22 protein-coding genes are annotated in these 26,762 nt (G+C 71.9%); 6 read left to right on the forward strand and 16 right to left on the reverse strand.

Features of this window, described 5'->3' with window-relative positions; translation table 11 throughout:
• Positions 1 to 61: 61 nt before the first annotated feature.
• Entirely contained in the window at positions 62 to 1,879 is a 1,818-nt protein-coding gene (locus ACFVVO_RS27075) for a gamma-glutamyltransferase family protein (RefSeq protein WP_390058194.1), read from the reverse strand.
• A 173-nt stretch (positions 1,880 to 2,052) separates the two neighbouring features.
• On the opposite strand from ACFVVO_RS27075, the gene ACFVVO_RS27080 reads away from it, so the two are divergent.
• A complete protein-coding gene (locus ACFVVO_RS27080) occupies positions 2,053 to 3,117 on the forward strand; it encodes a biotin/lipoate A/B protein ligase family protein (protein ID WP_390058195.1) in 1,065 nt (354 codons plus the stop codon).
• A 162-nt stretch (positions 3,118 to 3,279) separates the two neighbouring features.
• A complete protein-coding gene (locus tag ACFVVO_RS27085) occupies positions 3,280 to 3,945 on the forward strand; it encodes a hypothetical protein (protein WP_390058196.1) in 666 nt (221 codons plus the stop codon).
• A 7-nt stretch (positions 3,946 to 3,952) separates the two neighbouring features.
• Here the strand turns inward: ACFVVO_RS27085 and ACFVVO_RS27090 are convergent, their stop codons facing one another.
• From ACFVVO_RS27090 to ACFVVO_RS27135, 10 genes are all read right to left on the reverse strand, one after another.
• Positions 3,953 to 4,495: a TlpA family protein disulfide reductase gene (locus ACFVVO_RS27090; RefSeq protein WP_390058197.1), complete on the reverse strand. Its 543-nt coding sequence runs from the start codon at positions 4,493 to 4,495 to the stop codon at positions 3,953 to 3,955.
• Between the two features lie 93 nt (positions 4,496 to 4,588).
• Entirely contained in the window at positions 4,589 to 6,127 is a 1,539-nt protein-coding gene (locus ACFVVO_RS27095; RefSeq protein WP_390058198.1) for an NCS1 family nucleobase:cation symporter-1, read from the reverse strand.
• 134 nt (positions 6,128 to 6,261) lie between these two features.
• Complete coding sequence (locus ACFVVO_RS27100) at positions 6,262 to 7,281, reverse strand: TIGR03842 family LLM class F420-dependent oxidoreductase (RefSeq protein WP_390058199.1); 1,020 nt, start codon at positions 7,279 to 7,281, stop codon at positions 6,262 to 6,264.
• Positions 7,282 to 7,292: 11 nt separating this feature from the next.
• The gene (gene hydA, locus ACFVVO_RS27105) at positions 7,293 to 8,696 is read right to left on the reverse strand and encodes a dihydropyrimidinase (protein ID WP_390058200.1); all 1,404 of its coding nucleotides are present in this window, start codon (positions 8,694 to 8,696) and stop codon (positions 7,293 to 7,295) included.
• 31 nt (positions 8,697 to 8,727) lie between these two features.
• Positions 8,728 to 9,570, reverse strand: a complete 843-nt coding sequence (locus tag ACFVVO_RS27110) for a nitrilase-related carbon-nitrogen hydrolase (RefSeq protein WP_250400376.1) — start codon at positions 9,568 to 9,570, stop codon at positions 8,728 to 8,730.
• 152 nt (positions 9,571 to 9,722) lie between these two features.
• The gene (locus ACFVVO_RS27115; RefSeq protein ID WP_390058201.1) at positions 9,723 to 11,345 is read right to left on the reverse strand and encodes a PucR family transcriptional regulator; all 1,623 of its coding nucleotides are present in this window, start codon (positions 11,343 to 11,345) and stop codon (positions 9,723 to 9,725) included.
• A gap of 5 nt (positions 11,346 to 11,350) precedes the next feature.
• Positions 11,351 to 12,646, reverse strand: a complete 1,296-nt coding sequence (locus ACFVVO_RS27120; protein ID WP_390058202.1) for an aspartate aminotransferase family protein — start codon at positions 12,644 to 12,646, stop codon at positions 11,351 to 11,353.
• Positions 12,643 to 13,485, reverse strand: a complete 843-nt coding sequence (locus ACFVVO_RS27125; RefSeq protein WP_390058203.1) for a nitrilase-related carbon-nitrogen hydrolase — start codon at positions 13,483 to 13,485, stop codon at positions 12,643 to 12,645. The genes ACFVVO_RS27120 and ACFVVO_RS27125 overlap by 4 nt, the downstream gene beginning before the upstream one ends.
• A 157-nt stretch (positions 13,486 to 13,642) precedes the next feature.
• Positions 13,643 to 14,992, reverse strand: coding sequence for a hypothetical protein (locus ACFVVO_RS27130; RefSeq protein WP_390058204.1), 1,350 nt, complete (start codon positions 14,990 to 14,992; stop codon positions 13,643 to 13,645).
• A 148-nt stretch (positions 14,993 to 15,140) separates the two neighbouring features.
• Positions 15,141 to 15,392 carry a helix-turn-helix domain-containing protein gene (locus ACFVVO_RS27135; protein ID WP_390058205.1) on the reverse strand — a complete coding sequence of 84 codons (252 nt, stop codon included), beginning with the start codon at positions 15,390 to 15,392 and terminating at the stop codon, positions 15,141 to 15,143.
• 63 nt (positions 15,393 to 15,455) lie between these two features.
• Between ACFVVO_RS27135 and map the strand changes: the two genes are divergently transcribed.
• Both map and ACFVVO_RS27145 read left to right on the forward strand, forming a co-directional pair.
• Positions 15,456 to 16,232, forward strand: coding sequence for a type I methionyl aminopeptidase (gene map / locus ACFVVO_RS27140; RefSeq protein ID WP_390058206.1), 777 nt, complete (start codon positions 15,456 to 15,458; stop codon positions 16,230 to 16,232).
• A gap of 158 nt (positions 16,233 to 16,390) precedes the next feature.
• Complete coding sequence (locus ACFVVO_RS27145) at positions 16,391 to 19,081, forward strand: ATP-dependent Clp protease ATP-binding subunit (protein WP_390058207.1); 2,691 nt, start codon at positions 16,391 to 16,393, stop codon at positions 19,079 to 19,081.
• A gap of 35 nt (positions 19,082 to 19,116) precedes the next feature.
• Here ACFVVO_RS27145 and ggt read toward each other — a convergent pair whose 3' ends face one another.
• Positions 19,117 to 20,919, reverse strand: a complete 1,803-nt coding sequence (gene ggt, locus ACFVVO_RS27150) for a gamma-glutamyltransferase (protein WP_390058208.1) — start codon at positions 20,917 to 20,919, stop codon at positions 19,117 to 19,119.
• 143 nt (positions 20,920 to 21,062) lie between these two features.
• Here ggt and ACFVVO_RS27155 point away from each other — a divergent pair, with 143 nt between their 5' ends.
• Positions 21,063 to 21,809: a hypothetical protein gene (locus tag ACFVVO_RS27155; RefSeq protein ID WP_390058209.1), complete on the forward strand. Its 747-nt coding sequence runs from the start codon at positions 21,063 to 21,065 to the stop codon at positions 21,807 to 21,809.
• 116 nt (positions 21,810 to 21,925) lie between these two features.
• Entirely contained in the window at positions 21,926 to 23,491 is a 1,566-nt protein-coding gene (locus ACFVVO_RS27160; protein ID WP_390058210.1) for an alpha/beta fold hydrolase, read from the forward strand.
• Between the two features lie 48 nt (positions 23,492 to 23,539).
• Here the strand turns inward: ACFVVO_RS27160 and ACFVVO_RS27165 are convergent, their stop codons facing one another.
• The 4 genes from ACFVVO_RS27165 to ACFVVO_RS27180 are packed head-to-tail and all read right to left on the reverse strand — an operon-like array spanning position 23,540 to position 26,743.
• Positions 23,540 to 24,418: an amino acid ABC transporter permease gene (locus tag ACFVVO_RS27165; protein WP_390058211.1), complete on the reverse strand. Its 879-nt coding sequence runs from the start codon at positions 24,416 to 24,418 to the stop codon at positions 23,540 to 23,542.
• Positions 24,415 to 25,059 carry an amino acid ABC transporter permease gene (locus ACFVVO_RS27170; protein WP_390058212.1) on the reverse strand — a complete coding sequence of 215 codons (645 nt, stop codon included), beginning with the start codon at positions 25,057 to 25,059 and terminating at the stop codon, positions 24,415 to 24,417. Before ACFVVO_RS27170 ends, ACFVVO_RS27165 begins: the two co-directional genes overlap by 4 nt.
• Before the next feature lie 11 nt (positions 25,060 to 25,070).
• Entirely contained in the window at positions 25,071 to 25,982 is a 912-nt protein-coding gene (locus ACFVVO_RS27175; protein WP_390058213.1) for a glutamate ABC transporter substrate-binding protein, read from the reverse strand.
• Between the two features lie 17 nt (positions 25,983 to 25,999).
• Entirely contained in the window at positions 26,000 to 26,743 is a 744-nt protein-coding gene (locus ACFVVO_RS27180) for an amino acid ABC transporter ATP-binding protein (RefSeq protein WP_390058214.1), read from the reverse strand.
• Positions 26,744 to 26,762 lie beyond the last annotated feature (19 nt).

Consider the following 26,762-nt stretch of genomic DNA (forward strand, 5'->3'; position numbering starts at 1 on the left):
CCCCGCCCGGTCGGTGGACACCGGGTGGAATCGGGATGAAGAGCGGGTGCCGGACCGGCCGTCAGCGGCCGACCGCGTACCCCTGCATCCCGCGCGGGTTCGCCGCGGCCGACAGGATGCCCGTCTCCGGGTCCCGGGCCACCGCGCACAGGCGGCCCTCCGACCAGCCGGGGCCGACCGTGACGTCGTGGCCCCGGCGGCGCAGTTCGTCGATCACCCCGGGATCCGTACGGGACTCCACGGTGACGCTGCCGGGGCGCCGGCCACGCGGGTAGAAGGAGCTGGGGAAGCTGTCGTTGTGCCAGTTCGGGGCGTCGATCGCGCCCTGCAGGTCGAGGCCGCCGCGGACCGGGGCGCGCAGCACGGCGGCGAGGAAGAAGTGCGGCTGCCACTGGTCCTGCTGGTCCCCGCCGGGCGTGCCGAACGCCATGACCGGGACGCCGCCGCGCAGGGCGAGGGACGGGGTCAGGGTGGTGCGGGGGCGGCGGCCCGGGGTGAGGGAGTTCGCCAGCCCCTCCTCCAGCCACGTCATCTGCAGCCGGGTGCCGAGCGGGAAGCCGAGTTCGGGCACGACCGGGTTGGACTGCAGCCAGCCGCCGCTGGGCGTGGCCGCGACCATGTTGCCCCAGCGGTCCACGACGTCCAGGTGGCAGGTGTCGCCGCGGGTGCTGCCGTCGGCGGCCACCTGGGCCTCGCCGGTCAGGTCCGCGACGGTCGGCTCGCCCGCGCCCATCGGGCTGAAGCCGGTATCGTCGCCTCCCACGCGCGCGTGGGCCTGTGCGGGCAGGCGCGGGGAGCGCCCGCCGGGGCTGCCGGGGCGCAGCTCGTAGGAGGCCTTCTCGCCGATGAGGGCACGGCGGCCGGCGTTGTACTCGTCCGACAGCAGCGCGGCGAGCGGCACGTCGGCCGCGTCCCCGTACCAGGCCTCCCGGTCGGCCATGGCCAGCTTGCAGCCCTCGATCAGCAGGTGGACGTAGTCCGCCGAGCCGTACGCGGGCAGCTCGGGCGGGAGCAGCGCCAGTTGCTGGAGGAAGGCGGGGCCCTGGCTCCACGGGCCGGCCTTGCACACGGTCCAGCCGTTCCAGTCGTAGGTCACCGGCGCCTCGTAGCCGGCCGACCAGCCGGCCAGGTCGGCCTCGGTGAGGGTGCCGGTGTGCCGCCGTCCGCTGGTGTCCAGCGTGGGCCGCCGGGACTGCCGTACCAGGGCCTCGGCGATGAAGCCGGAGCGCCACACCTCGCGCGCGGCGTCGATGCGCGCCTCGCGGCCGCCGGCCCGGGCGGTCTCGGCCAGCAGCCGCCGCCAGGTGGCGGCCAGGGCGGGGTTGCGCAGCAGTTCGCCGGGCCGGGGCGCCCGGCCGCCGGGCAGGTACACCTCGGCGGAGGAGGTCCACTCGGTCTCGAGCAGCTCCCGTACGCTCTCCACGGTCGCGCCGATCTTCTCCACGGGCGCGTGCCCGTGTTCGGCGTATCCGATGGCGTACTTCAGGACGTCCTCGAGCGACTTGGTGCCATGGTCGCGCAGGAGCAGCAGCCAGGCGTCGAAGGCGCCGGGCACGGCGGCGGCGAGCGGTCCGGTGCCGGGTACGAGGTCCAGACCGAGCCCCCGGTAGTGCGCAACGGTGGCGGCGGCCGGGGCGACGCCCTGCCCGCACAGCACGCGCACCTCGCCGCCGGCCGGCGCGAGCAGGATGGGCACCTCGCCGGCGGGCCCGTTCAGGTGCGGTTCCACCACGTGCAGCACGAAGGCGCCGGCCACGGCCGCGTCGAAGGCGTTGCCCCCGTCCTCCAGCACCGCCATCGCCGACTGGGAGGCCAGCCAGTGCGTGGCTGACACCATGCCGAAGGTGCCCTGAAGGGTGGGCCGGGTGGTGAACCGCATCTGTCACCTCGGTGCTCGCGCGTGTGGGCCGGGTCCACCAGTATCAAAGACGCCCGGCGCAGACGCCGTGCAGGTTCGGCCCGGCTCCCGTGGCCATTCCTTCACCTCCTCCACCGGGAACACCACCGCGGCCCCCTGCGTTGATCTCCTGATGGAAGAGGGAGGCCCAGGCAGTGCACGGTGAGTACAAGGTGCCCGGCGGCAAGCTGATCGTCGTGGACGTGGCGGCCGAGGACGGTGTACTGCGCGATGTGCGCGTGGCGGGTGACTTCTTCCTGGAGCCGGACGAGGCGCTCGACGCGGTGAACCGGGCGCTCGAGGGCGCCCCGGCGGACACCGACGCGACCGGGCTGGCGGCGCGGATCGACGCGGCGCTGCCCGCGGGGACGGTCATGTACGGCCTGACCTCGGAGGGCGTCGGGATCGCGGTGCGCCGGGCGCTCGCGCACGCCACGGACTGGACCGACTACGACTGGCAGCTCATCCACGAGGGCCCGCAGCCGCCGGCACTGCACATGGCCCTGGACGAGGTCCTGACCGCCGAGGTGGCGGCGGGCCGCCGGCCGCCCACGCTGCGGGTGTGGGAGTGGGGCGCGCCGTCGGTGATCATCGGCAGCTTCCAGTCGCTGCGCAACGAGGTGGACCCGGAGGGCGCCGCCCGGCACGGCATCGAGGTGGTGCGGCGGATCTCCGGCGGCGGCGCCATGTTCGTGGAGCCCGGCAACACGATCACCTACTCCCTGTCGGTGCCCGAGTCGCTGGTGCAGGGCCTGTCCTTCCAGGACAGCTACGCCTATCTGGACGACTGGGTGCTCGGCGCCCTCGGCGAGATGGGCATCCGCGCCTGGTACCAGCCGCTGAACGACATCGCCACCGACCAGGGCAAGATCGCGGGCGCGGCGCAGAAGCGGGTCGTCGGGCCGGGCGGCGGTCCCGGGGCCGTGCTGCACCACGTGACCATGTCGTACGACATCGACGCGGACAAGATGCTCGAGGTGCTGCGGATCGGGCGGGAGAAGCTGTCCGACAAGGGCACCAGGAGCGCGAAGAAGCGGGTCGATCCGCTGCGCCGGCAGACGGGGCTGCCGCGGGACGCGGTCATCGAGCGGATGATCGAGTCGTTCCGGGGGCGGTACGGCCTCGTGGCCGGCAAGGTGACGGAAGGGGAACTGGCGCGGGCCGAGGAGCTGGCGCGGACGAAGTTCACCTCGCCGGAGTGGACCGCCCGCGTCCCCTGACCGGACATAACGGGATTTGCAACCCGGCGTCCATGAGCCTCGGTTACCGGCCGGGCACACAGCGAGTTCGCCCTTCCGCCGCACAGGGAGTCGTGTGACACTGTCGTCCCAGCCCACCCCGCGGGACCCTTCCGCGCCCCCTTCCCCCACGAGAAGTGCGCCGTGCGTTCACTGCCTCTGCCGCTCGCCCTGACCGCGCGCCTGACGCCGGTCGTCGTACTCGCCTGCGCCGGCTGGGCGTTGTCGTCGGGTCCGGCCGCACCGACGGCCGCCGATCACCGGCCGGCCCAGCGGACGCCCACCGGCTCGGCGTCCGCGCCGTCGTCCACCGCGGTGTCGAAGTCGTACAAGGCCGCGCCCGCCCCTTGCTCCAGCGTGCCCGTGGCGACCGTCAAGTCCCTGGTGCCCGGGGCGAAGACGGCGGGCAAGGAGATCCCGTCGACGGACACCTCGCTGCGCCGCACCTGCTCCTGGAACGCCCTCCAGGGCTACGACTACCGCTGGCTCGACGTCTCGTTCGAGATCACCGGCTCGGACGACGCCGCGAAGAAGGAGTACCAGCAGCGCGTCACGGAGAAGAGCGGCGGAGGCGAGGTTCCGGGCGTCGGTGACGCCGGCTACTCGGTCGTGAACCTCACCACCGAGAACAAGCAGGAGACCCGCGAGGGCGTGGTGCTGGTACGGGCCTCCAACGCACTGGTCGTCATCACCTACAACGGCAGCGACTTCGAGACCAAGAAGGCCCCGAGCACGGACGAGATCAACAAGGGTGCCATCAAGGCGGCGAAGAGCGCCGTGGCCGCCCTGGGGTCGGGCACGTCCGGCTGACCGCCCCTCAGGAGCGGGTGAGCGGCAGCGCCAGGTCGCGCACCTCGCGTTCGGTGACGGGTCCGGCGTGGACGGCCGCGATCCTGCCCCGGGTGTCGATGACGACGGTGAACGGCACGCCCTGCGGCACCGTTCCCCTGGGGAACCTCAGCATCTGCCGGCCGGAGGGGTCCCGGAAGCTGGGGTAGCCGAGACGGTGCTCCCGCTGGAAGGCGCGGCCGCCCGCGGGGTCGGTGTCGGCGTCGAGCCCGAGGACCCGTACGCCCTTCGCGGCGAGGTGTTCGTGGGCGGCTCGGAGTTCGGGCGCCTCGGCCCGGCAGGGACCGCACCAGGACGCCCAGGCGTTGAGGACGACCACCTTCCCCCGGTAGTCGGCCAGCCGGAGCGGTCTGCCGTCCAGGCTGTCGCCCACGAGATCGGGCGCGGCCCGGCGCTGGTCCGCGGGTACCGGCCCGCTCCGCTCCGTCTCCGGTCCGGCGGTCGCCATCCCGGCATGGCAGGAGGCCAGCGCGAGGCAGGCGGCGGACCACAGAAACGCTCGTCTCTTCACAACTGGTGAGTATCTCAACGGGCCTGTGCCCGAACGAGGTTGGGGTTGGGTGCGGTTCGCCCCGGCGGCCGGGGCCACCGGGGCGGGCCCGTCTCAGACGGCCGCCTCCGCCGTGTCCTCCTTGTGCCCGGTGAGCCAGGTCAGCGTCAGGTACAGCACCAGGGAGGTGCCCAGGCCCACCGCCCAGCCGTAGTCGGCGAGGGACGACAGGGCGGGGATGGGGCGGCCGTCGATCAGCGGATGGAAGTCGGCGCCGCCGATCGCCAGCACGCCGCCGGCCAGGAACGCGGCCACCGCCCGCCAGTTCCAGCCGCCCGCGTACCAGTACCGGCCGCCCGCGCGGTACAGGTCGGCGAGGACCAGCCGGGTGCGGCGCAGGATCCAGTAGTCGGCGACGAGGATGCCCGCGACGGTGCCGAGCAGACCGCCGACCAGGCCGAGCCAGGTGAAGATGTAGCCCTGCGGGTCCGAGTACAGCTTCCACGGGAAGATCAGCACGGCCAGGACCGCGGTGATCAGCGCACCGGTGCGGAAACTCACCTTGCGCGGGGCCACGTTGGAGAAGTCGAACGCCGGGGAGACCAGGTTGGCCGCGATGTTCACGGACAGGGTCGCCACCAGGACGGTGACCAGGGCGTAGAGCAGACCGACCACGTTGTCCGTCTTGGCGGCGAGCTGGACCGGGTCCCAGACGGGCTCGCCGTAGACCGCCTGGGAGCCGGAGGTGACCAGCACGGACAGGAAGGCGAACAGGGTCATCGTGGTCGGCAGGCCGAGGGCCTGCCCCCGGGTCTGGGCCCGCTGGCTCCGGCCGTAGCGGGTGAAGTCGGGGATGTTCAGCGACAGGGTCGACCAGAAGCCGATCATGCCCATCAGGGAGGGCCAGAACAGCTTCCAGAAGTCGCCGCCCCAGCCCAGCTTGGACGGCTGGTCGAAGAGCGGCCCGATGCCCCCGGCCTTGCTGCTCATCCACCACAGCATCACGAACGCGCCGACCAGGACGAAGGGCGCCGCCCAGTTCTCGAAGCGGCGGATGGTCTCCATGCCCCGATAGATGATGGCGATCTGGATGACCCAGAAGACGGCGAACGACAGCCACATGGTCCAGGCGTGGCCGCCGATGTGCGAGGCGTTCGCCCAGCTGTCGCCGATGAGCTTGCCGGCGAGGAAGTAGATGGCCTCTCCGCCGATCCAGGTCTGGATGCCGAACCAGCCGCACGCCACCAACGCCCGTACCACGGCGGGCAGATTGGCACCGCGCACGCCGAAGGAGGCGCGGGCGAAGACCGGGAACGGGATGCCGTACTTGGGTCCGGCGTGGCCGGTGAGCAGCATCGGCACGAGCACGATCAGGTTGGCCAGGGCGATGGTGAACACGGCCTGTTTCCAGTCCATGCCCACCGCGATCAGCCCGGAGGCCAGGGTCCAGGAGGCCGTGTTGTGGGCCATGCCGACCCACAGCGCGGAGAAGTTGTACGTCGTCCAGGTGCGCCTGTCCACCGGGACGGGGAGCAGGTCCTCGTTGGCGTACCGGCCGCCGGGCGGCCGGGTGCCGGGGGCGAGTTCGACCCGCCCGTCCGGCCGGGTCACCTGGCCGGACAGGGGTATGGCGGAGGGGGCGGTGTCGGTCATGGGCGGGCCAATCGGGGTGAGGTGGGTCGGGAGAGGCCGTGCGGGCGGCGCATGGGGGGTGCGCGGGCGGGCGCCCTGTGCCCCCTCGCCGCGGCTGGACCGCGGGAAGGGGGAGACCAACGGGGTTGTGACGGTCAGGCGTTGACCGCCGGGATCACCCGGGAGCCGTAGGCGTCGATGGTGGCTTCCTGGGCGTCGTGCATGTCGTACACGGCGAACTGGTCGACGCCCAGCTCGCGCAGGGCGTTGAGCTTCTCGATGTGCTTCTCGGCCGGCCCGATCAGGCAGAACCGGTCGACGATCTCGTCGGGCACGAACCGGGTGTCGGGGTTGTCGCTGCGCCCGTGGTGGGCGTAGTCGTAGCCCTGGCGGGCCTTGATGTACTCGGTGAGTTCGTCGGGGACCTGGGCGGAGTGCTCGCCGTACTTGGCGACCAGGTCGGCGACGTGGTTGCCGACCATGCCGCCGAACCAGCGGCACTGCTCGCGGGCGTGGGCGAGCGCCTCGGGCGAGTCGTCGGCGGTGACGTAGGCGGGGGCGGCCACGCAGACGGTGACCTCGGACGGGTCGCGGCCGGCGGCGACGGCCGCGTCCTTGACGGCCTTCACCATGTACTCGGTGAGGTAGAGGTCGGCGAGCTGGAGGATGAAGCCGTCGGCCTCCTCGCCGGCCATCTTCAGTGCCTTGGGGCCGTACGCGGCCATCCAGACCGGGAGTTCGGCGCCGGGGGCGACCCACGGGAAGCGGATCTTCGTGCCGCCGAGGTCGGCCTCCTCGCCCCGGCCGAGAGCGCGGATCACCTTCATGGCCTCGCTGATCCGGGCCAGCGTGTTGGGCTTGCGGCCGGCGACGCGCATCGCGGAGTCGCCGCGGCCGATCCCGCACACCGTGCGGTTGCCGAACATGTCGTTGAGGGTGGCGAAGGTGGAGGCGGTGACCTCCCAGGTGCGGGTGCCCGGGTTGGTCACCATGGGGCCGACCCGCAGCCCGGTGGTGTTCGCGAGGATCTGGCTGTAGATCACGAACGGCTCCTGCCAGAGCACGGCGGAGTCGAAGGTCCAGCCGTGGGTGAAGCCGTTGCGCTCGGCCCGCTTCATGAGGCTGACGACACGGGAGGCGGGCGGGTCGGTCTGCAGGACGAGTCCGAAGTCCATGGGCGCCACTCCTAGTTGAGGTACTGACAGGTGGTGCGCGGAGTGAAGGCGCCGTGACCGGCGCGTCCGGTGTACTCCCGCTGGTCGATGACGAGTTCGCCGCGCGAGAGCACGGTCTCGACGCGACCGGTCGTGCGCCTGCCCTCGTAGGCGGAGTAGTCGACGTTCATGTGGTGCGTCTCGGCGGACATGATCTGTTCGGCGTGCGGGTCGTAGATGACGACGTCGGCGTCGGCGCCCGGGGTGATGGTGCCCTTCTTCGGATAGAGGCCGAACATGCGGGCCGGGGTGGCGCAGGCGATCTCGATCCAGCGGCGCCGGGAGATGTGCCCGTCGACGACGGCCTGGTGCAGCAGGTCCATGCGGTTCTCCACGCCCGGCAGGCCGTTGGGGATCCTGGAGAAGTCGCCCCGGCCCAGCTCCTTCTGGCCGGTGAAGCAGAAGGGGCAGTGGTCGGTGGAGACCACCTGCAGGTCGTTGGTGCGCAGGCCCTGCCACAGGGCCGCCTGGTGCTCCCTGGGGCGCAGGGGGGTGGAGCACACGTACTTGGCACCCTCGAAGTCCGGTTCGGCGAGGTTGTCGGTGGACAGGAACAGGTACTGCGGGCAGGTCTCGCCGAACACGTTGAGCCCCGCGTCCCGCGCCCTGGCCAGTTCGGCGACCGCCTCCTGCGCCGAGACGTGCACGACGTACAGCGGGGCCCCGGCGACCTGCGCGAGCCTGATGGCACGGTGGGTGGCCTCGGCCTCCAGCAGGGCCTTACGGACCTCCCCGTGGTAGCGGGGGTCGGTCTCGCCGCGGGCCAGCGCCTGTTCGACCAGGACGTCGATGGCGATGCCGTTCTCGGCGTGCATCATGATCAGCCCGCCGTTCTCGGCGGCGCGCTGCATGGCCCGCAGGATCTGGCCGTCGTCGGAGTAGAACACCCCGGGGTAGGCCATGAACTGCTTGAAGCTGGTCACGCCCTCCTCGACCAGCAGGTCCATCTCCTTGAGCGTCTCCTGGTTCACATCGGAGACGATCATGTGGAAGGCGTAGTCGATCGCGCAGTTGCCCTCGGCCTTGGCGTGCCAGGCGTCCAGGCCCTCGCGCAGGGTGCCGCCGACGCTCTGGATCGCGAAGTCGACGATCGTGGTCGTACCGCCCCAGGCGGCGGCGCGGGTACCGGTCTCGAAGGTGTCGGCGGCGGTCGTGCCGCCGAACGGCATCTGCATGTGGGTGTGTCCGTCGACGCCGCCCGGGATGACGTACTTCCCGGTGGCGTCGATGACGTGGTCGCCGCCGAACGCCTCGGCGGCGGGGGTGCCGGAGGCGGCGAGGGCGGCGATGCGGCCGTCCTCGATCAGGACGTCGGCGTGGATCTCGTCGGACGCGGTGATGACGAGGCCACCGCGGATGACGGTACGGCTGCTCATGGTCCCTCTCCTGCCAGGGTGGACGCTGCGGTCAGGGCGCGGTCAGCGGCGTGTAGGCGCCGGGGGCCCGGTCGCGGTAGAACTGCCAGCGGTCGCGGACCTCGCGGAGCTTGGCCAGGTCCAGGTCGCGGACGACGAGTTCGGGCTCCTTGTCGCTCGCCACCTCGCCGACGAACTGGGCCTCGGGATCCACGAAGTAGGTGGTGCCGTAGAAGTCGTTGTCGCCCAGGTCCTCCACCCCGACCCGGTTGATCGCGCCGACGAAGTACTCGTTGGCGACGGCAGCCGCCGGCTGCTCCAGCTGCCACAGGTAGCGGGAGAGGCCGCGCGAGGTGGCCGAGGGGTTGAAGACGATCTCGGCACCGGCGAGGCCCAGCGCCCGCCAGCCCTCCGGGAAGTGGCGGTCGTAGCAGATGTAGACGCCGATCCGGCCGACGGCCGTGTCGAAGACGGGCCAGCCGCTGTTGCCGGGCCGGAAGTAGAACTTCTCCCAGAAGCCCTGCACTTGGGGAATGTGGGTCTTGCGGTACTTGCCGAGGTAGGAGCCGTCCGCGTCGATCACGGCGGCGGTGTTGTACAGGACGCCCGGCTGCTCCTCCTCGTACATGGGCAGGACCAGGACGATGCCCAGCTCCCGCGCCAGCGCCTGGAAGCGCCGGACGGTGGGGCCGTCGGGGATCCGCTCGGCGTACTCGTAGAAGGCCTTGTCCTGCACCTGGCAGAAGTAGGGGCCGTAGAACAGTTCCTGGAAGCAGAGGACTTGGGCGCCCTGCGCGGCCGCGTCGCGGGCCGCCTGCTCGTGGACCTGGATCATCGACTCCTTGTCGCCGGTCCAGGCGGTCTGGAAGAGGGCGGCACGGATCACTCGGCTCATCGGGACCTCCGGTCGCTCGGTGTACGGCGAGACTAGGAAGTCCGGTGGGCCGGTTTGAGTTGCAGCGTGTCACGTCCGCGGGCGGTCGGCGTGCCACCGTGTCACGTGTTCGCCGATTCATGTTTCACCGCCGTTTTCCCAGGTCGGATGTTTCACCCCTGTTGCGCGTCATGCGCGAGGAGCGCGATGTGCACGGAGGCCGCCTGCTCGAAGTCGTCGAGGTCGACGCCCAGCCGTGCCTGTATGGCCTCCAGCCGGCGGTAGAGGGCGGGCCGGGAGACGTGGTGCAGCTGGGCGGTGCGGGACTTGTTGCGGCCCGTCGCGAGATACGTCCGCAGCACGTTCAGCAGTTCCTGGTCGGCTCCGCACAGCAGCCCGTCCAGCTCCCGCTCGGCGAAGGACTGCACATGCGGGTCGTCCCGCAACAGCCGTACCAGGCCGCGCAGATGGACGTCGCGCAGCCGGACGACGGCCGGCAGTTCGAGGACGGCGGAGGAGTCGGCGACGGCGTCGGCGACATGCCGGGCCTCCCGCAGCGCGGCGGGTACGTCCTCCCACACGGTGCGCGGATCGGCGGCGGCGACCACCGCGTTCGGCACCCCGCTCTCCGTCCGCAGCCGCGCGGCGAAGTGTGCGGTGAGCGCCTCGGCGTGCTGGTCGCGGGCGAGGCTGAGCAGCACGGCGGTGGCGCCGTCGGCCAGCTCGGCGACCAGCCCGGACAGGCCCAGCAGCCGCAGCATCCGGTCGAGTTGGCCCGGATCCCCGCCGGGCACGACGAGGGGGACGAAGGTCCGCCGGTTGACCGGCAGCCCGGCCGCCCGTGCCCGGGGCAGCAGTTGCCGGGCGGGCACGACCCCGGAGACGAGGTCGGTGAGCAGGCTCTGCGCCGACTGTTCCTCCCAGCTGTGGGCGGAGCCGCCGCCGAGCATGCGGTGCAGCACGAGCGCCTCGGCGGTCCGGTCGGCGAGCAGCCGCCCGGTGGCCGTGTCGCCCCGGTATCCGCACAGCAGCAGCCGGCCCCACCGCTCACCGCGCCCGCCCAGCTCGGCGCGGATCCAGCCGTCGCCCTCGCTGCCTCCCCCAGTGCCTGAACGGCCTGGGTGGTGCCCCCATGCCTGGCGGGCGATCCGCTCCCAGTCGCGCAGCACGTCGTCCACCGCCGGCCGCTCCCCCGCCGTGGCGAGGACGCGGTGGGCGAGGTTGGTGACGACGACGGGGCAGCCGCTGTGCTGGGCGACCTCGTCGAGCAGGCGCTGCAGCGGAGCGCCCGCGGTGATCAGCCCGGTGAGCGCGGTCCGTACGGCCTCCGACAGGCTCACGGCGGCGAACTTCCGCCGTACAAGACGCGACTGGACCTCCTCGGTCAGCTCGGCGAACGGGAACGGCCGGTGCAGGACGACCATGGGCAGCCCGCACCGCTCGGCGGCCCGGCGCATCACCTCGGGCGGCGCGGGAAAGGCCCGGCCGAGCCCGAGGACGACGGCCGCGGCCTCCGCCCGGTGCAGGGACTGGACGTACTCGGCCTGCTTGGCCTCGTCACCGGCCAGCAGCACTCCGGTGGTGAGCACCATCTCGCCGCCGGTGAGCATCACCCCGACGTCGGCGGCCTCGGCGACGTGCACCCAGCGCACCGGCCGGTCGAGCTGCCCGGCTCCGGCCACCACCTCGGGCTCCCCCGCGAGCACCCGCTCAAGGGTGAGCACCTGCCGGACGGACAGGGCGGGTTCCAGCGGCTGCCAGCCGGGGTGCCGGGAGTGGGAGGAGGTGGTGGTCATCGCCGTCAACCCGCTCTCTGGTACGTGCTCCTCAGCGCGCGTTCCAGGATCGCCGCGCCCTCCTCGGCCTCCGCCACGGTCAGGGACAGCGGCGGCGCGATGCGCAGGGCGCTGGTGTTGTGGCCGCCGCCCTTGCCGATGAGCAGGCCTCCCTCGCGCGCCGCCTCCAGGACGGCGGCGGCCGCCCGCGGATCGGCCTCGTCGGTACCGGGTCTGACCAGCTCCACGCCGATCATCAGGCCGCGTCCGCGCACCTCCCGGACCCCGGGCAGCCCCGCACCGACCGCCCGCAGCCGTTCGAGGAGCAGTCCGCCGACCCGCCGGGCGTTGCCCTGGAGGTCGTGTTCGAGGAGGTAGCCGAGGTTGGCGAGGCCCGCGGCCATGGTGATCTGGGTGCCACCGAACGTCGAGATGCTGTTGGCGTCCAGGCAGTTCATGATCTCGGAGCGGGCGATCACCCCGCCGATGGACATGCCGTTGCCGATGCCCTTGGCGAAGGTGACGATGTCCGGCGGGCCGCTGCGGGCGTGCGCCTGCCAGCCCCAGAAGTGCTCGCCCGTGCGGCCCCAGCCGGTCTGCACCTCGTCGCTGATCCACAGGATGCCATGGGCGTTCAGCACCTCGCGGAAGGCCGCGTACAGGCCGTCCGGCGGTGAGGTGAAGCCGCCGACGCCCTGGATCGGTTCGGCGATCAGCGCGGCGGGGGGCCGGGTGTGCCCGAGGACGTCCTCCAGGTCCGCCACGCACGCGTCGATGAACGCGCGGTCGTCCAGCTCGGCGAACGGGCCCCGGCCGCGGACGCCGCCGTGGACGTACAGGGTCTGCAACGGGGAGAGCGAGGTCGGGGACCAGCCGCGGTTGCCGGTGATGCCGACCGTGCTGAAGGAGCGGCCGTGGTAGCTGTTGCGCATGGCCAGCACGGTGTTGGCGCGCCGGTGGGTGGTGGCGAGCAGCAGGGCGGTGTCGTTGGCCTCGGTGCCGGAGGTGGTGAAGAACACCCGGGCGTCGGGGATGCCGCTCACCTGGGCGACGCGCTCGGCCAGTTCGACCATCGGCCGGTTGAGGTAGAGGGTCGAGGAGTGGACGATCCGGCCGGCCTGCTCGGTGACGGCCTTGGTCACCTCGGGCAGGGCGTGCGCGGTCATCGTGGTGAGGATGCCGCCGAAGAAGTCGAGGTACCGGTTGCCGGCGGCGTCCCAGACGTGCCGGCCCTCGCCGTGGGTGATCTCCAGCGGCTCGTCGTAGTACAGGGCCAGCCAGTCGGGCAGGACGCCCCGGTGGCGGGCGTAGAGGTCGTTCACGGCTGCACCAGTCCTTCGTAGGCGTCGGGGCGGCGGTCTCGGTAGAAGGCCCACTGCTGCCGGACCTGCTCGATGAGGTCGAAGTCCAGGTCGCGGACGAGGAGTTCCTCGGTCTTGTCGCTCGCCGGGTCGCCGACGAACTGCCCGCGCGGGTCGACGAAGTAGCTCGTGCCGTAGAAGTCGTTGTCGCCGTACTCCTCCTGGCCGACCCGGTTGATGGCGGCGACGAAGTACTCGTTGGCGACGGCCGCGGCGGGCTGCTCGAGCTGCCACAGGTAGGAGGAGAGCCCGCGGTGCGTGGCGGACGGGTTGTAGACCAACTGGGCGCCGTTGAGGCCGAGTTGCCGCCAGCCCTCCGGGAAGTGCCGGTCGTAGCAGATATAGACGCCGACCTTGCCGACGGCCGTGTCGAAGACGGGCCAGCCCAGGTTGCCGGGTTTGAAGTAGTACTTCTCCCAGAAGCCCTTGACCTGCGGGATGTGGTGCTTGCGGTACTTGCCGAGGTAGGAGCCGTCGGCGTCGATCACGGCGGCGGTGTTGTAGTAGAAGCCGGACTGCTCGACCTCGAAGACCGGTACGACGATCACCATGCCGGTCTCGCGGGCGAGGTCCCGCATCCGGCGGACCGTCGGCCCGCCGGGCACCGGTTCGGCCCAGCGGTAGTGCTCCGGCTCCTGGACCTGGCAGAAGTAGGGGGCGTTGAAGACCTCCTGGAAGCCGATGACCCGCGCGCCCCGGCGGGCCGCCTCGCGCGCGTGCTCCTCGTGCTTCGCCACCATGGACTCGGTGTCGCCGGTCCAGGTGGCCTGGACCAGTGCGGCACGTACGACGTTGGCCATGAGCTGCTCCTTCGACGCTACGTCCGAGCCTCTACGCCCGTAGAAACGGCCCGTAGAGGGACGAAAGTAAGCCTCCTGGACGTCCTTGCCAAGACCATCGTCGTCAACCCGCGAAGTCGATCACGTTTGACACTCCTTAGGGTGATCGCGGAGCCGGTCACGGGGCGAACCCGGCGACCCGCAGGGCGTGCACCAGGTCCCAGTGGCGCTCCTCGGAGACGCCCCCGGCGGCCTCCAGCAGGAGCGGGACGAGCCGGTCCGGGTCGGCGGCGGCGCTGCGGGCCGCTTCCTCGGGCGTGCGGACGCGGACGTAGGCGTCCAGCAGCGCCCGCACCTCGCGGTCCCGTCCCTGCCCGGCCAGCTCCAGCACGGCCGCGCCGATCTCCGCTGCGGGACGGGCCACGCCCTGCCGGAGCATCTGCCGCCCGTCCGACGCCCGCCCGGCCGCCTCCAGCGCGCCGGCGGCGGCGACCAGCCGCTCGGCGGACAGCGCGGCCGCCTCCCACATCAGGGTGTCCCAGTCGGCGCCGAGGCCGGCGCGCCGCAGCCCGTCCGCGAGCAGCGGGAGCCGGGCGGCGGGCCAGTGCGCGATCTCCACCAGCAGCACGTGCGCCTCGCCCGTGCGCCCCTCCGCCCGCAGCCGCGCCAGCCGCTCCACGGCCCAGGCCACGGCCGGCCCCGCGTCCGCGTCCACCACCTCGACGGACCGCTCCACCGGCTCCTCCCCCGGCCCCACCCCGGCGAACCGCGCCCCACGCGGTGAACGCCGCCCGCCGGACACCTCGGGCACGGCCGCGGCGGGGGCCTGCGGCGGTACGGCGACGGGTACGGCGTCGTCCTCGACGGCCCCCGCGAACCGGGCACCGCCGCGGCGGCGCTTGCGGGGTTCGGCGGGGCGTGGGGAGTCCGGCGTGCCGCCGGCGCGCCGCTCACCGGCCTGTGGCTCGGCCTCCTGCCGGATGGGCCGTGCCGGGTGCGGTCCGGCGTCCGGGCCCCTCCCGCCCGCCTCCAGCCGGGACAGCCGGGCCCTGAGTTCGACGCAGCGGGCGGTGGCGCGGTCGTGGTCGTCGTGGGTCCAGGCGAGGTCGAGGCGGAGGGCCTCGGTCTCCTCGCGGGAGGTGGCGGCCGTGACCCGGCCGGTCAGTTCGGAGCGGCGTTCGGCGGCGTACCGCTGCTCACGGAGCATGAAGTCGAGCTGGTCGCCGAGGACGGCGAGGGCGCCGGGCAGGGCGTCGTACGCCGAGACGGCCGCCGTGTGCAGGGCGCGGGCGCGTTCCCACTCGGCCGTGGCGGCGGCGGGGCCGTGGGCGGCCGCGAGGTCCTGCAGCAGCGACTCCAGCACGTCCCAGGGCGGCAGCTCACGGCCGTGGAGACAGGCGCGCATCCCCTCGGGGTCCCGCTGCCAGAAGACGGCGCACCAGCCGCCGCCCTGATCCAGACGCCCGAGGAGACCGTCCAGATAGTCGGCGAACTCCCGGACACGACCCGGAAGTCGCTCCACAGCCATGTCCGACTCCCGCCCGCTCGCCAGCGTTCCGCCCGTCAGGCAACACCAGCCGTGTTACGGGCCCGCTACGCGCAGTTTTCGGCGAGTGTGCGGGCGGCTCCGCGCGCGATCCCGCCCGTGGTGCGCGTCGCCTCGCGCCCGGCGCCCGTCAGACGCCCAGCGGAGCACACCGGACCAGCAGCTCGTCCATGGACAGCCCGAGCGCCCCGGCCAGCGCGGCCACCGTGAAGAAGGCCGGCGTCGGCGCCCTCCCGGTCTCGATCTTGCGGAGCGTCTCGGCCGAGACGCCCGCCGCCGCCGAGACCTCGGCCATGCTCCGCCCGCCGCGCGCCTCACGGAGCAACAGCCCGAGCCGCTCGCCGCGTTCACGCTCTTCAGGGGTGAGGGGGGTACGCACCATGACCCCATTCTAATACCGCCGTCCACCGCACCACCCCATTTAAATACCGGTATAGTAATTGGCATGATGGATCTGAAGACGGACACGTCGATCGATGCGATGCACGCGGCCGGCCAGGTGGTGGGACGGGCCCTGACCGCCGTACGGAAGGCCGCCGGCGTCGGTGTCTCGCTGCTGGAGCTGGACGAGGTGGCACGGGACGTACTGCGCGAGGCCGGGGCGTCCTCACCGTTCCTCGGCTACCGCCCCTCCTTCGCCCCCACCCCGTTCCCGGGGGTGATCTGCGCCTCCGTCAACGACGCGATCGTGCACGGCATCCCGACCCGGCACCGGCTGTGCGACGGCGACCTCGTCTCCGTCGACTGCGGCGCCGAACTGGACGGCTGGGTGGGCGACTCGGCGATCAGCTTCGTGGTCGGCCGCCCGCGCCAGGCGGACCAGCGCCTGATCGAGACCGCCGAGCGAGCTCTGGCGGCGGGCATCGAGGCGGCCCGCGTCGGAAACCGGGTCGGCGACATCGCGCACGCCGTCGGCCGGGTCTGTCGTACGGCCGGCTACGGCATCCCGGCGGGCTTCGGCGGTCATGGCGTGGGCCGCCGCATGCACGAGGAGCCGGACGTCCCCAACGAGGGCCGCCCCGGCCGGGGAGTGCCGCTGCGCCACGGCATGGTCCTCGCGATCGAGCCCATGCTGATCGGGAGCGGCAAGGACGCCTACTACGAGGCGGACGACGGCTGGACCCTCCGTACGTCCGACGGTTCGCGCGCGGCACACGCGGAGCACACGGTGGCCGTCACGGACGACGGCCCCCGGATCCTCACCGCCCGGGAAGCCTCCTGACGGGCGCCGGGCGACCGCATCGGGTGAGGAACGCGAACCCGTGCTGAGCGGACGTTCCTGCACATGCCCTTCGCAGAAGCTCGTGTCATCGTGGCATGAGCGGCCCACCCCCGGGTTACCCGGCCGCTCCGCACGTCGTCTGCGAAGGAAACGAAACGATGACCAGCGGCTACAACGGCCCGGAGGACCCCTTCGGAGATTTCTTCGCCCGCTTCTTCGGCGGCACCGGCGCCGGCGTCCCCGGCGGACGCGGCGCCCCCCGCCACATCGACATCGGCCGTCTGCTCAGCCAGCCGGCCCGTGAGCTGGTGAGAGGGGCCGCCCAGTACGCCGCCGAGCACGGCAGCCGCGACCTGGACACCGAGCACCTGCTGCGCGCCGCCCTCGCCGCCGAGCCCACCCGCAGCCTGCTCAGCCGCTCCGGCGCCGACCCGGACTCGCTGGCCACGGAGATCGACCACCGCGCCGGGCCCGCGCACCACCCGACGGCCGACGCGCCGCCGCCGACCTCGCTGTCGCTCACCCCGGCCGTCAAGCGCGCCCTGCTGGACGCGCACGACATGGCACGCGCGAGCGGTGCCGGGTACATCGGGCCGGAGCATGTGCTGAGCGCGCTCGCCATGAACCCGGACTCGGCGGCCGGGCACATCCTGAACGCGGCGCGGTTCCAGGCGGGCGGCCTGCCGCCGGAGGCCCCCGAGGCCGCGCAGCCGCGCCCGGAGCGGCAGCGGCCCACCTCGACGCCGACGCTCGACAAGTACGGCCGCGATCTGACCGACATGGCCCGGCAGGGCCGCGTGGACCCGGTCATCGGCCGCGACCAGGAGATCGAGCAGACCATCGAGGTGCTGTCCCGGCGCGGGAAGAACAACCCGGTACTGATCGGCGACGCCGGTGTCGGCAAGACGGCCGTCGTCGAGGGGCTCGCGCAGCGCATCGCGGACAGTGACGTGCCGGAGATGCTGGCCGGACGCCGGGTGGTCGCCCTGGACCTGACCGGGGTCGTCGCCGGCACCCGCTACCGGGGCGACTTCGAGGAGCGGCTGAACAACATCGTGGACGAGATCCGCGCCCACTCCGACCAGCTGATCGTCTTCATCGACGAGCTGCACACCGTCGTCGGCGCCGGTTCCGGCGGCGAGGGCGGCGCGATGGACGCGGGCAACATCCTCAAGCCCGCGCTCGCCCGGGGCGAGCTGCACATCGTGGGCGCGACCACGCTGGAGGAGTACCGGCGGATCGAGAAGGACGCGGCGCTGGCCCGCCGGTTCCAGCCGATCCTGGTGCCCGAGCCCACGGTCCCGGACACCGTGGAGATCCTGCGCGGGCTGCGCGACCGGTACGAGGCCCACCACCAGGTCCGCTACACCGACGAGGCGCTGGTCGCCGCCGTGGAGCTGTCCGACCGCTATCTCACCGACCGCCGGCTGCCCGACAAGGCGATCGACCTGGTCGACCAGGCCGGCGCCCGGGTACGGCTGGGCGCCGGGACCAAGGGCACGGACGTGCGCACGATGGAGCGCGAGGTGGAGCAACTGGTCCGGGACAAGGACCAGGCGGTCGCCGACGAGAGTTACGAGCAGGCCACGCAGCTGCGCGACCGGATCGGCGAGCTGAAGCAGCGGATCGCGGAGTCCAGCCACGACGGGCAGGCCGACGAGGGGCAGCTCGAGGTGACGGCGGAGTCCATCGCCGAGGTGGTGTCCCGGCAGACCGGCATCCCGGTCAGCCGGCTGACCCAGGAGGAGAAGGAGCGGCTGCTCGGCCTGGAACAGCATCTGCACCAGCGGGTGGTCGGCCAGGAGGAGGCGGTCGCGGTGGTCGCCGAGGCGGTGCTGCGCTCGCGCGCCGGGCTGGCCAGCCCGGACCGGCCGATCGGCAGCTTCCTCTTCCTCGGCCCGACCGGCGTCGGCAAGACCGAGCTGGCCCGGGCGCTCGCGGAGGCGCTGTTCGGCAGCGAGGAGCGCATGGTCCGCCTCGACATGAGCGAGTACCAGGAGCGGCACACCGTCTCCCGGCTGGTGGGCGCCCCGCCCGGGTACGTCGGCCACGAGGAGGCCGGCCAGCTCACCGAGGTGGTGCGCAGGCACCCGTACTCGCTGCTGCTCCTGGACGAGGTGGAGAAGGCGCACCCGGACGTCTTCAACATCCTGCTGCAGGTGCTGGACGACGGCCGGCTCACCGACTCGCAGGGCCGCACGGTGGACTTCACCAACACCGTCATCGTGATGACCAGCAACCTCGGCTCGGACGTGATCAGCCGGCGCGGCGCCGGGATCGGCTTCGGGCCGGGTGGCGCCGACGCCGACGAGGAGGCGCGGCGCGAGCAGATCCTGCGTCCGCTGCGGGAGCACTTCCGGCCGGAGTTCCTCAACCGCATCGACGAGATCGTCGTCTTCCGGCAGCTCACCGGCGAGCAACTGCGGCAGATCACCGACCTGTTGCTGGAGCGCACCCGCCGGCTTCTGGACGGCCAGGGTGTCACGGTGCGGTTCACGGACGGGGCCGTCGACTGGATCGCCGAGCGCGGCTACCAGCCGGAGTACGGCGCACGCCCGCTGCGCCGCACCATCCAGCGGGAGGTGGACAACCAGCTTTCGCGGTTGCTGCTCGACGGCACGATCGCCGCGGGCAGCCGGGTGACGGTGGACGTCGCGGACGGGCGGCTGGACTTCCGGCCGGAGCGGACCTCGCCGGCCACTCCCCCGACGTCCACTCCTCCACCGGCCGCTCCTCCGCCGGCCGCTGATTCCCGGCCGGCGGCGGGTACCGGGCCGGAAGCGGAGACCCGGCCGGGCGAGGACACCGGGCCGGCGGATGAACCGCCCCCGCCCGCACCCGAGTTGTAGTCCCGAGTCGCAGGGCGGTCGCGTGCGGGGCGGGATTACGGCGCCGGGTTCACCACCATCGCCGAGCCGCCGCCCCGTCGTACCTTCTCGGCGGCCGCCAGCCACTTGCCGTCCGGCAGCCGCTGGACGCCGGTGGCCGCGCCGATCTCGGGGTTGAGCTTGAAGCTGTGCCCGATCGCCTCCAGCCGGGTCCGCAGGTCGCTGTCGTACAGCGCGGGTTCCAGCTCGGTCTGGGCGGCGTTGCGCTGGCTGGCGCGCGGTGCGGCGATGGCGTCCACCAGCGGCAGCCGCCGGTCGAGGAACCCGGTCAGGGTCTGCAGCACGGTCGTGATGATGGTCGCGCCACCGGGTGAACCGAGCGCCACGACGGGCCTGTCGTGCCGGTCCAGGACGATCGTCGGGGAGATCGAGGAGCGCGGCCGCTTGCCCGGTCCCGGCAGGTTCGGGTCGTGCACGGCCGGGTTGGCCGGCGTGAAGGAGAAGTCGGTCAGCTCGTTGTTCAGCAGGAAGCCCCGGCCGGGGACGGTGATGCCGCTGCCGCCGGTCTGCTCGATGGTGAGCGTGTAGGCGACGACGTTGCCCCACTTGTCGGCCACGGTGAGGTGCGTGGTGTTCTCGCCCTCGTAGGTCGTCGGGGCCGCCTTGCCGCCGGTGCCGCAGGCCGCCGGATGCCGCGGGTCCCCCGGCGCGAGCGGGCTGGTGAGCACCGCGTCGTCCTTGATCAGGCAGGCCCGCGAGTCGGCGTACCGCTGCGACAGCAGATCCTTCGTCGGTACGTCCTCGAAGGCGGGGTCGCCCACCCAGCGGCCGCGGTCGGCGAACGCGATGCGGCTCGCCTCGATGTAGTGGTGCAGGTACTGCGCCTGGCTCGCCTTCGACAGGTCGGTCCGCTCCAGGATGTTGAGCGCCTCACCCACGGTCGTGCCGCCGGAGGAGGAGGGCGCGATGGAGTACACGCCGAGGCCGCGGTACGAGGTTCTGGTGGGCGCCTGGAGCTTGGCCCGGTAGACGGCGAGGTCCTTCTCGGCCAGCTTGCCGGGGCGGGCGTTCCAGCCGGAGGCGGGGTCCACCGGCGGATGTTCGACGGTCTTGACGATGTCGTCGCCGATGTCCCCGCGATAGATCGCGCCGACGCCCCTGCGGCCCAGTTCCTCGTAGGTGCGGGCCAGTTCGGGGTTCCTGAGCGTGGAGCCGACGACCGGGAGCCGCCCGTTCGGCAGGAACAGCTTCGCGGTGTCCGGGAAGTAGCGGAACCGGGTCTCGTTGGACGCGGTCTGCGAGCGGAAGGTGTCGTCCACCGTGAAGCCCTGGCGGGCGATCCGCTCGGCCGGCTTCAGGACCGTGCCGAGGCGTTCGCTGCCCCACTGGTCCAGCGCGGTCTGCCAGGTGGCGGGCGTGCCGGGGGTGCCGACGCTCAGGCCGCTGCTGACCGCGTCGGCGAAGGCGAGCGGCTTGCCGTTCTCCGTGAACAGTTCGGAGTCCGCGGACAGGGGCGCGGTCTCGCGGCCGTCGATGGTGTGGACGGTGCGGTTCCTGGCGTTGTAGTAGACGAAGTACCCGCCTCCGCCGACGCCGGCCGAGTAGGGCTCGGTGACGCCGAGCGCGGCGGCGGTCGCGACGGCCGCGTCGACCGCGTTGCCGCCCTTCCTGAGCACTTCGATGCCGGCTGCGGAGGCGTCCGCGTCGACACTGGAGACGGCGCCCCCGTAGCCGACGGCCACCGGCACCTTCGTGGCCGTGCCGCCGGTCCTCGCGGCGGGCGGCGCGGCCGCTCCCACCGAGACCACGGCGACCGAGACCGCCAGAACCGCCAGTTTCCGCGTGCCAGGACGACCCATCCGTACCTCCCGCAGGGACAAGTCCGCGCAGCGTAACGAGATTGCCTCCGTATCGACAGTACGCCTCGGGCACTCGCCACACGAACGTCACACCTCGAACACGGGTGCGTAGTGGACGTGCGGGACCGCTAGCATGCGCGGCCATGAACGACGACGTGCGCAACATCGTCCTGGGTGTCGTAGCGGCCGGCGTCAGTGCCGCGCTGGGCTGGCTCGCCCGTACCTACCTGTGGCGGCGCAGGCTCCGCCGCAAGCAGGCCTTCTTCGGGCTGCCGGACCACTCGGAGTCGCTGCTGGTGGTCAACCGCAACGCGGGCGGCCCGGAGCTCTCGGTGATGCGGCACGACGTGTTCGCCCTGCTGGAGCTCTCCGCCCTGATCAAGGACTGCAACGCGCACGCCCAGGTCGTGGCGCACGACGCGACCCAGCAGGGCTTCGGTGAGCGCACGGAGTTCTGCCTCGGCGGGCCCAGCTCGAACCGCCGGATGGCGGCGCACCTGTCCTCCCTGCTGCCGGGCGTGGGGGTGAACACCGAGGCGGAGTCGGGTCCGGAGGCGGGCGCCTTCCACATCGGCGGCGAGGACTACCGCGTGGAGAGCGGCAGAAGCGAGTACGTGCTGCTGGCCCGGCTCACCGCGGGCAATCGGGGCGAGGCCCGCCCGGTGTTCCTGTTCTGCGGGCAGCGGGCGATCACCAACCAGGCCGCGACCCGCTATCTCGCGCGCGGCCACGAGCGGTTGGCCCGCAAGTACGGCTCCGGTTCCTTCGTGCTGCTGCTGAAGGTGGTCAACTCGCAGGCGTACGGCCCCGATGTGGTGGAGCTGGTGGCGGACGTGACCCGGGCGGCCCGGGCGCCGCTGCCGGAGGCCGCCGCGGCGGCGGCCTCTTAGCTCTTCAACAACCTTTACTGGCACGTAACTTACCGACGGGTTACTTATAGTGGCAGCCCGCGGCTACCGTCGGGTCACTTTGCACCTTACCGAGTCACCGAGTGAGGAGTGACCCCATGAGAACTGGTCGCACCGGCCTGCGCACCTCCGCCGTCGGCGCCGTCGCCACGGCGCTGATCGCCGGTACGGTCGTCGGACTGGCCCCGGCCGCCCAGGCCGCACCGTCCGTACGGTTCGTGGACATCACCGGCGCCGGCGGCACCGTACTGAAGGCGAACGTGGTCACGCCCGCGGGCGCCGACGGCTCGCGGACCTACCCGCTCATCGTGCTGCCCACGAGCTGGGGCTTCCCCCAGGTGGAGTACCTGGCCCAGGCGCGGAAGCTGGCCGACTCCGGGTACGTGGTGCTGTCGTACAACGTGCGCGGGTTCTGGCAGTCGGGCGGCGAGATAGAAGTGGCCGGTCCGCCGGACACAGCGGACGCCTCCAAGGTGATCGACTGGGCACTGGCCAACACCCCCGCGGACGCGCACCACATCGGCATGGCGGGGGTCTCCTACGGTGCCGGCATCAGTCTGCTGGCCGCCGCCCACGACGAGCGGATCAAGGCGGTCGCCGCGCTCAGCGGCTGGGCCGACCTCATCGGCTCCATCTACTCGGGCCGCACCCAGCACGTCCAGGCGGGCGCCGTGCTGGACGGTGTGGGCGCCCTCACCGGCCGGGAGAGTCCCGAACTCCGGCAGATCTTCGACCGCTTCTACGCCGCCGACCTGTCCCATGAGCAGGAGATGATCGACTGGGGGCGCAAGCGTTCCGTCGCGACCTACGTCGACCGGCTGAACCGGAACGGCGCCGCCGTCCTGCTCGCCAACGCCTGGGGCGACACGGTCTTCCCGGCCAACCAGTACGCCGACTTCTACCAGAAGCTGACCGTGCCGAAGCGGCTGGAGCTGCGCCCCGGCGACCACGCGACCGCCGAGCTGACCGGTCTGTTCGGGCTGCCCAACGACGTGTGGACGGACACCGGGCGCTGGTTCGACCACTACCTCAGGGGCGCCGACAACGGCATCGACCGTGAGCAGCCGGTCCGGCTCAAGTCCCGTAGCGCGGGGGGATACGAGGGCTACCCGGACTGGAAGTCGGTCGGCGCGACCCGCCGGAAGATCGCGCTCGCCGGTTCCACCACCATCCACGCCAATGTCGACTCGGGCGCGGACGGCGGGATCGTCTTCCTCTCCAGCATCCTGGACCAGGTGGCCAAGCTGCCGCCCGTCGCCGCGGTCCCGCTGCTGCCGCGCCGCTGGGCGGCCGTCTGGCAGTCGGAGCGGTACGGCACGGCCCAGCGGGTGCGCGGCACGGCGGCGCTGCACACCACGCTCACCCCGACCGCGGAGAGCGGCACCCTGGTGGCCTATCTGTACGACGTGGGCCCGCTCGGCTTCGGCAAGCTGGTGACCAACGCGCCCCTCACCTGGCACGGGCGGACGCCCGGTGAGCCGTTCGACGTGGATCTGGACCTGTTCTCCACCGCCTACGACGTGCCCGCCGGACACCGTCTCGCGCTGGTGGTGGACACGGTCGACCCGCTCTACATCGAGCACAACCCGTCCGGCGCGCAGCTGACCTTCTCCTCGCCGGCGGACGACCCGTCGTACCTGTCCGTCCCCTTGCGCGAGCAGTGATCCCCGGCTGCCGCCGGACGAGCCTGGCCCGTATGAACTGCCACCCCCCTACGGTCGCGGGGCCGTGGGGGGTTCCCCACCCGGCAGCAGCGCCCCTGGACCGGCCGTGACGACCGTCACCGCGTCAGTCCTGGGACTGCGCTGCTCACGGCGGGACACCCAGCCGGCGAACCACGAGAGCAGCATGCACATCCCGATGTAGATCGGCGCGATCACCATCACCACGGGGATGAACGGCAAATCGTAGTCGAGGTTGGACGCGATGAGCTTCCCCGCGTGGAGGAACTCCTCATAGGTGATGAGAAAGCCCAGGGAGGTGTCCTTCAGGGCGACCACCAACTGGCTGATGACGGCGGGCAGCATGGCCCGCACGGCCTGCGGTACGAGGACGTGTGCCATGACCTGGGTCTTGCGCATGCCGAGCGCGAACGCGGCCTCCCGCTGGCCGCGTTCGACGGCCCGCACGCCCGAGCGCAGGACCTCGGCGAGCACGGAGCCGTTGTAGAGGGTGAGTCCGGCGACCAGGGCGGTCAGCGGCTGCGCCTTCAACGCCACGAAGATGAAGAAGATCATCACCAGTACGGGCATGGCGCGGAAGAACTCCACGACGACCGTGGCGGCCCAGCGCACCGGCCGGTGGTCGGAGAGCCGCCCCGTCGCGAGCAGTCCCCCGAGCGCGAGCGAGAGCACGGCCGCCAGCGCGAACGCCTTCAGCGTGTTGCCTAGGCCCCGCAGGAGCAGCTTCTGGATGCCCTGGTACTCGAACGGCATCCACTTGGTGTGGGTGAACTGGCCGGTGTCGAGGAGGAGATACAGGATCCAGGCGAGGAGGACGAGGAGGACGGCGGCGGACAGGACGCCGTACATCGTGTGCCGTCGCCTGGTGCGCGGGCCCGGGAGGTCGTAGAGCGCGGTGGAATCGGTCATCGGGCCACCCCCCACTTCCGCTCCAGCAGGTGGAACAGGGCGCTGATGGCGAGGGTGATGATCAGGTATCCCACGGCGATCCAGACGAAGGTCCAGACGATGTTGTAGCCCAGCTCGTTGATCGTCTTGTAGGTGCCGAGCAGTTCGGTGACGCTGAACGCGCCCGCGATCGCGGAGTTCTTGGCGAGGGCGATGAGGGTCGAGCCGACCGGCGGGATCACGGACCGGAACGCCTGGGGCAGCACGACCAGGGACAGTGTCTGCCCGAAGCTCATGCCGAGGCTGCGGGCCGCCTCGCCCTGCCCCTTGGGCACGGTGTTGATGCCGGAGCGCAGCACCTCGCAGATGAACGCCGAGGTGTAGCAGCCGAGGGCGAGGACGGCGAACACCTGGAAGGGCAGCACCAGTCCGAAGCGGGGCAGTCCGAGCAGTACCGCGAAGAACAGCAGGGTGAGCGGGGTGTTGCGCAGGACGGTCACCCAGACGGTGCCGAAGACGCGCAGCGACCCGACGGGCGCGACCCGGAACGAGGCCATCACGAAGCCCAGGACCAGCGCCAGCAGGGAGGCCCAGACGGTCAGTTCGAGGGTGCCGAGGAAACCATCCCAGTAGGTGGACCAGTTGTCCTTCAGTACGTACATTCCGTCCTCGCTCAGCTCGCCGGGTAACGGTCGATCGCGGGCGGGTGGGGGGCGGGTACACCGGACAGGCCGAGCGTCGCGTCGTACGCCTTCTTCCAGTCGCCGTTGCTCTCACGCGCCTGCAGGGCGTCGTCGAGGGCCAGGCGCAGGGCGGTGTCGCCGTGCGGGAGGCCGATGCCGTACGGCTCCTTCGAGAAGGGCCTGCCGACGACCTTCAGTTCGCGGGGGGCCTTGGCCGCGTAGCCGATGAGGATGGCGTCGTCGGTGGTGACCGCGTCGACCTGGTAGGTGAGCAGGTTGTCGACGCAGATGGAATAGGTGTCGTAGGCGACGAGGACCGCCTTCGGGTAGTCGGACCTGATGCGCTGGTACGGCGTCGAACCGGCCGCCGAGCAGACGCGCTTGCCGTCGAGGTCCTCGGGGCCGTGGATGCCCTTCTCGTCCCGGCGGACGAGGAGGGACTGGCCGGCGAGGTAGTAGGGGCCGGCGAAGCCGACGAGCTTCTTGCGGTTGTCGTTGATGGTGTAGGTGCCGACGTAGTAGTCGATCTGACCGTTCTGCAGGGCGGTCTCGCGGTTGGCGGAGGCGATCGTCCTGAACTCGATGGTCTTCGGGGGGAATCCGAGGGAGGCGGACAGCATCCTGGCGATCTCGATGTCGAAGCCGGAGTAGATGCCGGTCGCCGGGTCCTTCTCGCCGAGGTAGGGCTGGTCCTCCTTGGCGCCGACGACGAAGTGGCCGCGCTTCCTCGCGCGGGCCCAGGTCCTCGAAGCGGGCAGCGTGAAACCCTCTCTCACCTGGTACTTGGGGAGCTTCTCGGGCGCCGGGCCCTTGCCGGGCGGACTTCCCTCCCTGCCGCAGGCGGCGGCGAGCAGCGCCAGCAGGAGGCAGACGGCGCGGGGCGCACGGGCGATACGGAACACGGGTCGCACTCCCCCGGTCAGTGCTTGAGGATCTTGGACAGGAAGTCCTTGGCGCGGTCGCTGCGCGGGTTGGTGAAGAACTCCTCCGGGTTGCGGTCCTCGACGATCCGGCCGTCGGCCATGAAGACCACGCGATTGGCGGCGGAGCGGGCGAAGCCCATCTCATGGGTGACGACGACCATGGTCATGCCGTCGCGGGCGAGCTGCCGCATGACCTCCAGCACCTCGTTGATCATCTCGGGGTCGAGGGCCGAGGTGGGCTCGTCGAACAGCATCGCCTTGGGTTCCATGGCGAGGGCGCGGGCGATGGCCACCCGCTGCTGCTGGCCGCCGGAGAGCTGTGCGGGGTACTTGGCGGCCTGGTTCAGCAGGCCGACGCGGTCGAGGAGTTCTTGGGAACGGCGGTCCGCGTCGTCCTTGCCGCGCCTGCGGACCTTGGTCTGTGCGAGGGAGACGTTCTGCAGGACCGTCTTGTGGGCGAAGAGGTTGAAGGACTGGAAGACCATGCCGACCTCGGCGCGGAGCCGGGCGAGGGCCCTGCCCTCCTCGGGCAGCGGCCGCCCGTCGAGCGTGATCGTGCCGGACTCGATGGTCTCCAGGCGGTTGATGGTCCGGCACAGCGTCGACTTCCCCGACCCGGAGGGGCCGACGACCACGACCACCTCGCCCCTGCCGACGGTGAGGTCGATGTCCCGCAGGACGTGCAGCTCCCCGTAGTACTTGTTGACGTCACGCAGCTCGATCAACGGATCGGCGGCCATCCGCAGCCCTACTCACTCT

This window comes from Streptomyces sp. NPDC058145 (assembly GCF_042884245.1).
Taxonomy (GTDB): Bacteria; Actinomycetota; Actinomycetes; order Streptomycetales; family Streptomycetaceae; genus Streptomyces.

Excerpts from the sequence above, each read along its gene's own strand:
- ACFVVO_RS27110 (WP_250400376.1), bottom strand. The coding sequence starts at position 9,570 with ATGAGCCGAGTGATCCGTGCCGCCCTCTTCCAGACCGCCTGGACCGGC.
- ACFVVO_RS27165 (WP_390058211.1), bottom strand. The coding sequence starts at position 24,418 with ATGACCGATTCCACCGCGCTCTACGACCTCCCGGGCCCGCGCACCAGG.
- ACFVVO_RS27160 (WP_390058210.1), top strand. The coding sequence starts at position 21,926 with ATGAGAACTGGTCGCACCGGCCTGCGCACCTCCGCCGTCGGCGCCGTC.
- ACFVVO_RS27095 (WP_390058198.1), bottom strand. The coding sequence starts at position 6,127 with ATGACCGACACCGCCCCCTCCGCCATACCCCTGTCCGGCCAGGTGACC.
- ACFVVO_RS27145 (WP_390058207.1), top strand. The coding sequence starts at position 16,391 with ATGACCAGCGGCTACAACGGCCCGGAGGACCCCTTCGGAGATTTCTTC.
- ggt (WP_390058208.1), bottom strand. The coding sequence starts at position 20,919 with ATGGGTCGTCCTGGCACGCGGAAACTGGCGGTTCTGGCGGTCTCGGTC.
- ACFVVO_RS27130 (WP_390058204.1), bottom strand. The coding sequence starts at position 14,992 with ATGGCTGTGGAGCGACTTCCGGGTCGTGTCCGGGAGTTCGCCGACTAT.
- ACFVVO_RS27180 (WP_390058214.1), bottom strand. The coding sequence starts at position 26,743 with ATGGCCGCCGATCCGTTGATCGAGCTGCGTGACGTCAACAAGTACTAC.
- ACFVVO_RS27100 (WP_390058199.1), bottom strand. The coding sequence starts at position 7,281 with ATGGACTTCGGACTCGTCCTGCAGACCGACCCGCCCGCCTCCCGTGTC.
- ACFVVO_RS27170 (WP_390058212.1), bottom strand. The coding sequence starts at position 25,059 with ATGTACGTACTGAAGGACAACTGGTCCACCTACTGGGATGGTTTCCTC.
- ACFVVO_RS27115 (WP_390058201.1), bottom strand. The coding sequence starts at position 11,345 with ATGACCACCACCTCCTCCCACTCCCGGCACCCCGGCTGGCAGCCGCTG.
- map (WP_390058206.1), top strand. The coding sequence starts at position 15,456 with ATGATGGATCTGAAGACGGACACGTCGATCGATGCGATGCACGCGGCC.
- ACFVVO_RS27125 (WP_390058203.1), bottom strand. The coding sequence starts at position 13,485 with ATGGCCAACGTCGTACGTGCCGCACTGGTCCAGGCCACCTGGACCGGC.
- ACFVVO_RS27075 (WP_390058194.1), bottom strand. The coding sequence starts at position 1,879 with ATGCGGTTCACCACCCGGCCCACCCTTCAGGGCACCTTCGGCATGGTG.
- ACFVVO_RS27135 (WP_390058205.1), bottom strand. The coding sequence starts at position 15,392 with ATGGTGCGTACCCCCCTCACCCCTGAAGAGCGTGAACGCGGCGAGCGG.
- ACFVVO_RS27155 (WP_390058209.1), top strand. The coding sequence starts at position 21,063 with ATGAACGACGACGTGCGCAACATCGTCCTGGGTGTCGTAGCGGCCGGC.
- hydA (WP_390058200.1), bottom strand. The coding sequence starts at position 8,696 with ATGAGCAGCCGTACCGTCATCCGCGGTGGCCTCGTCATCACCGCGTCC.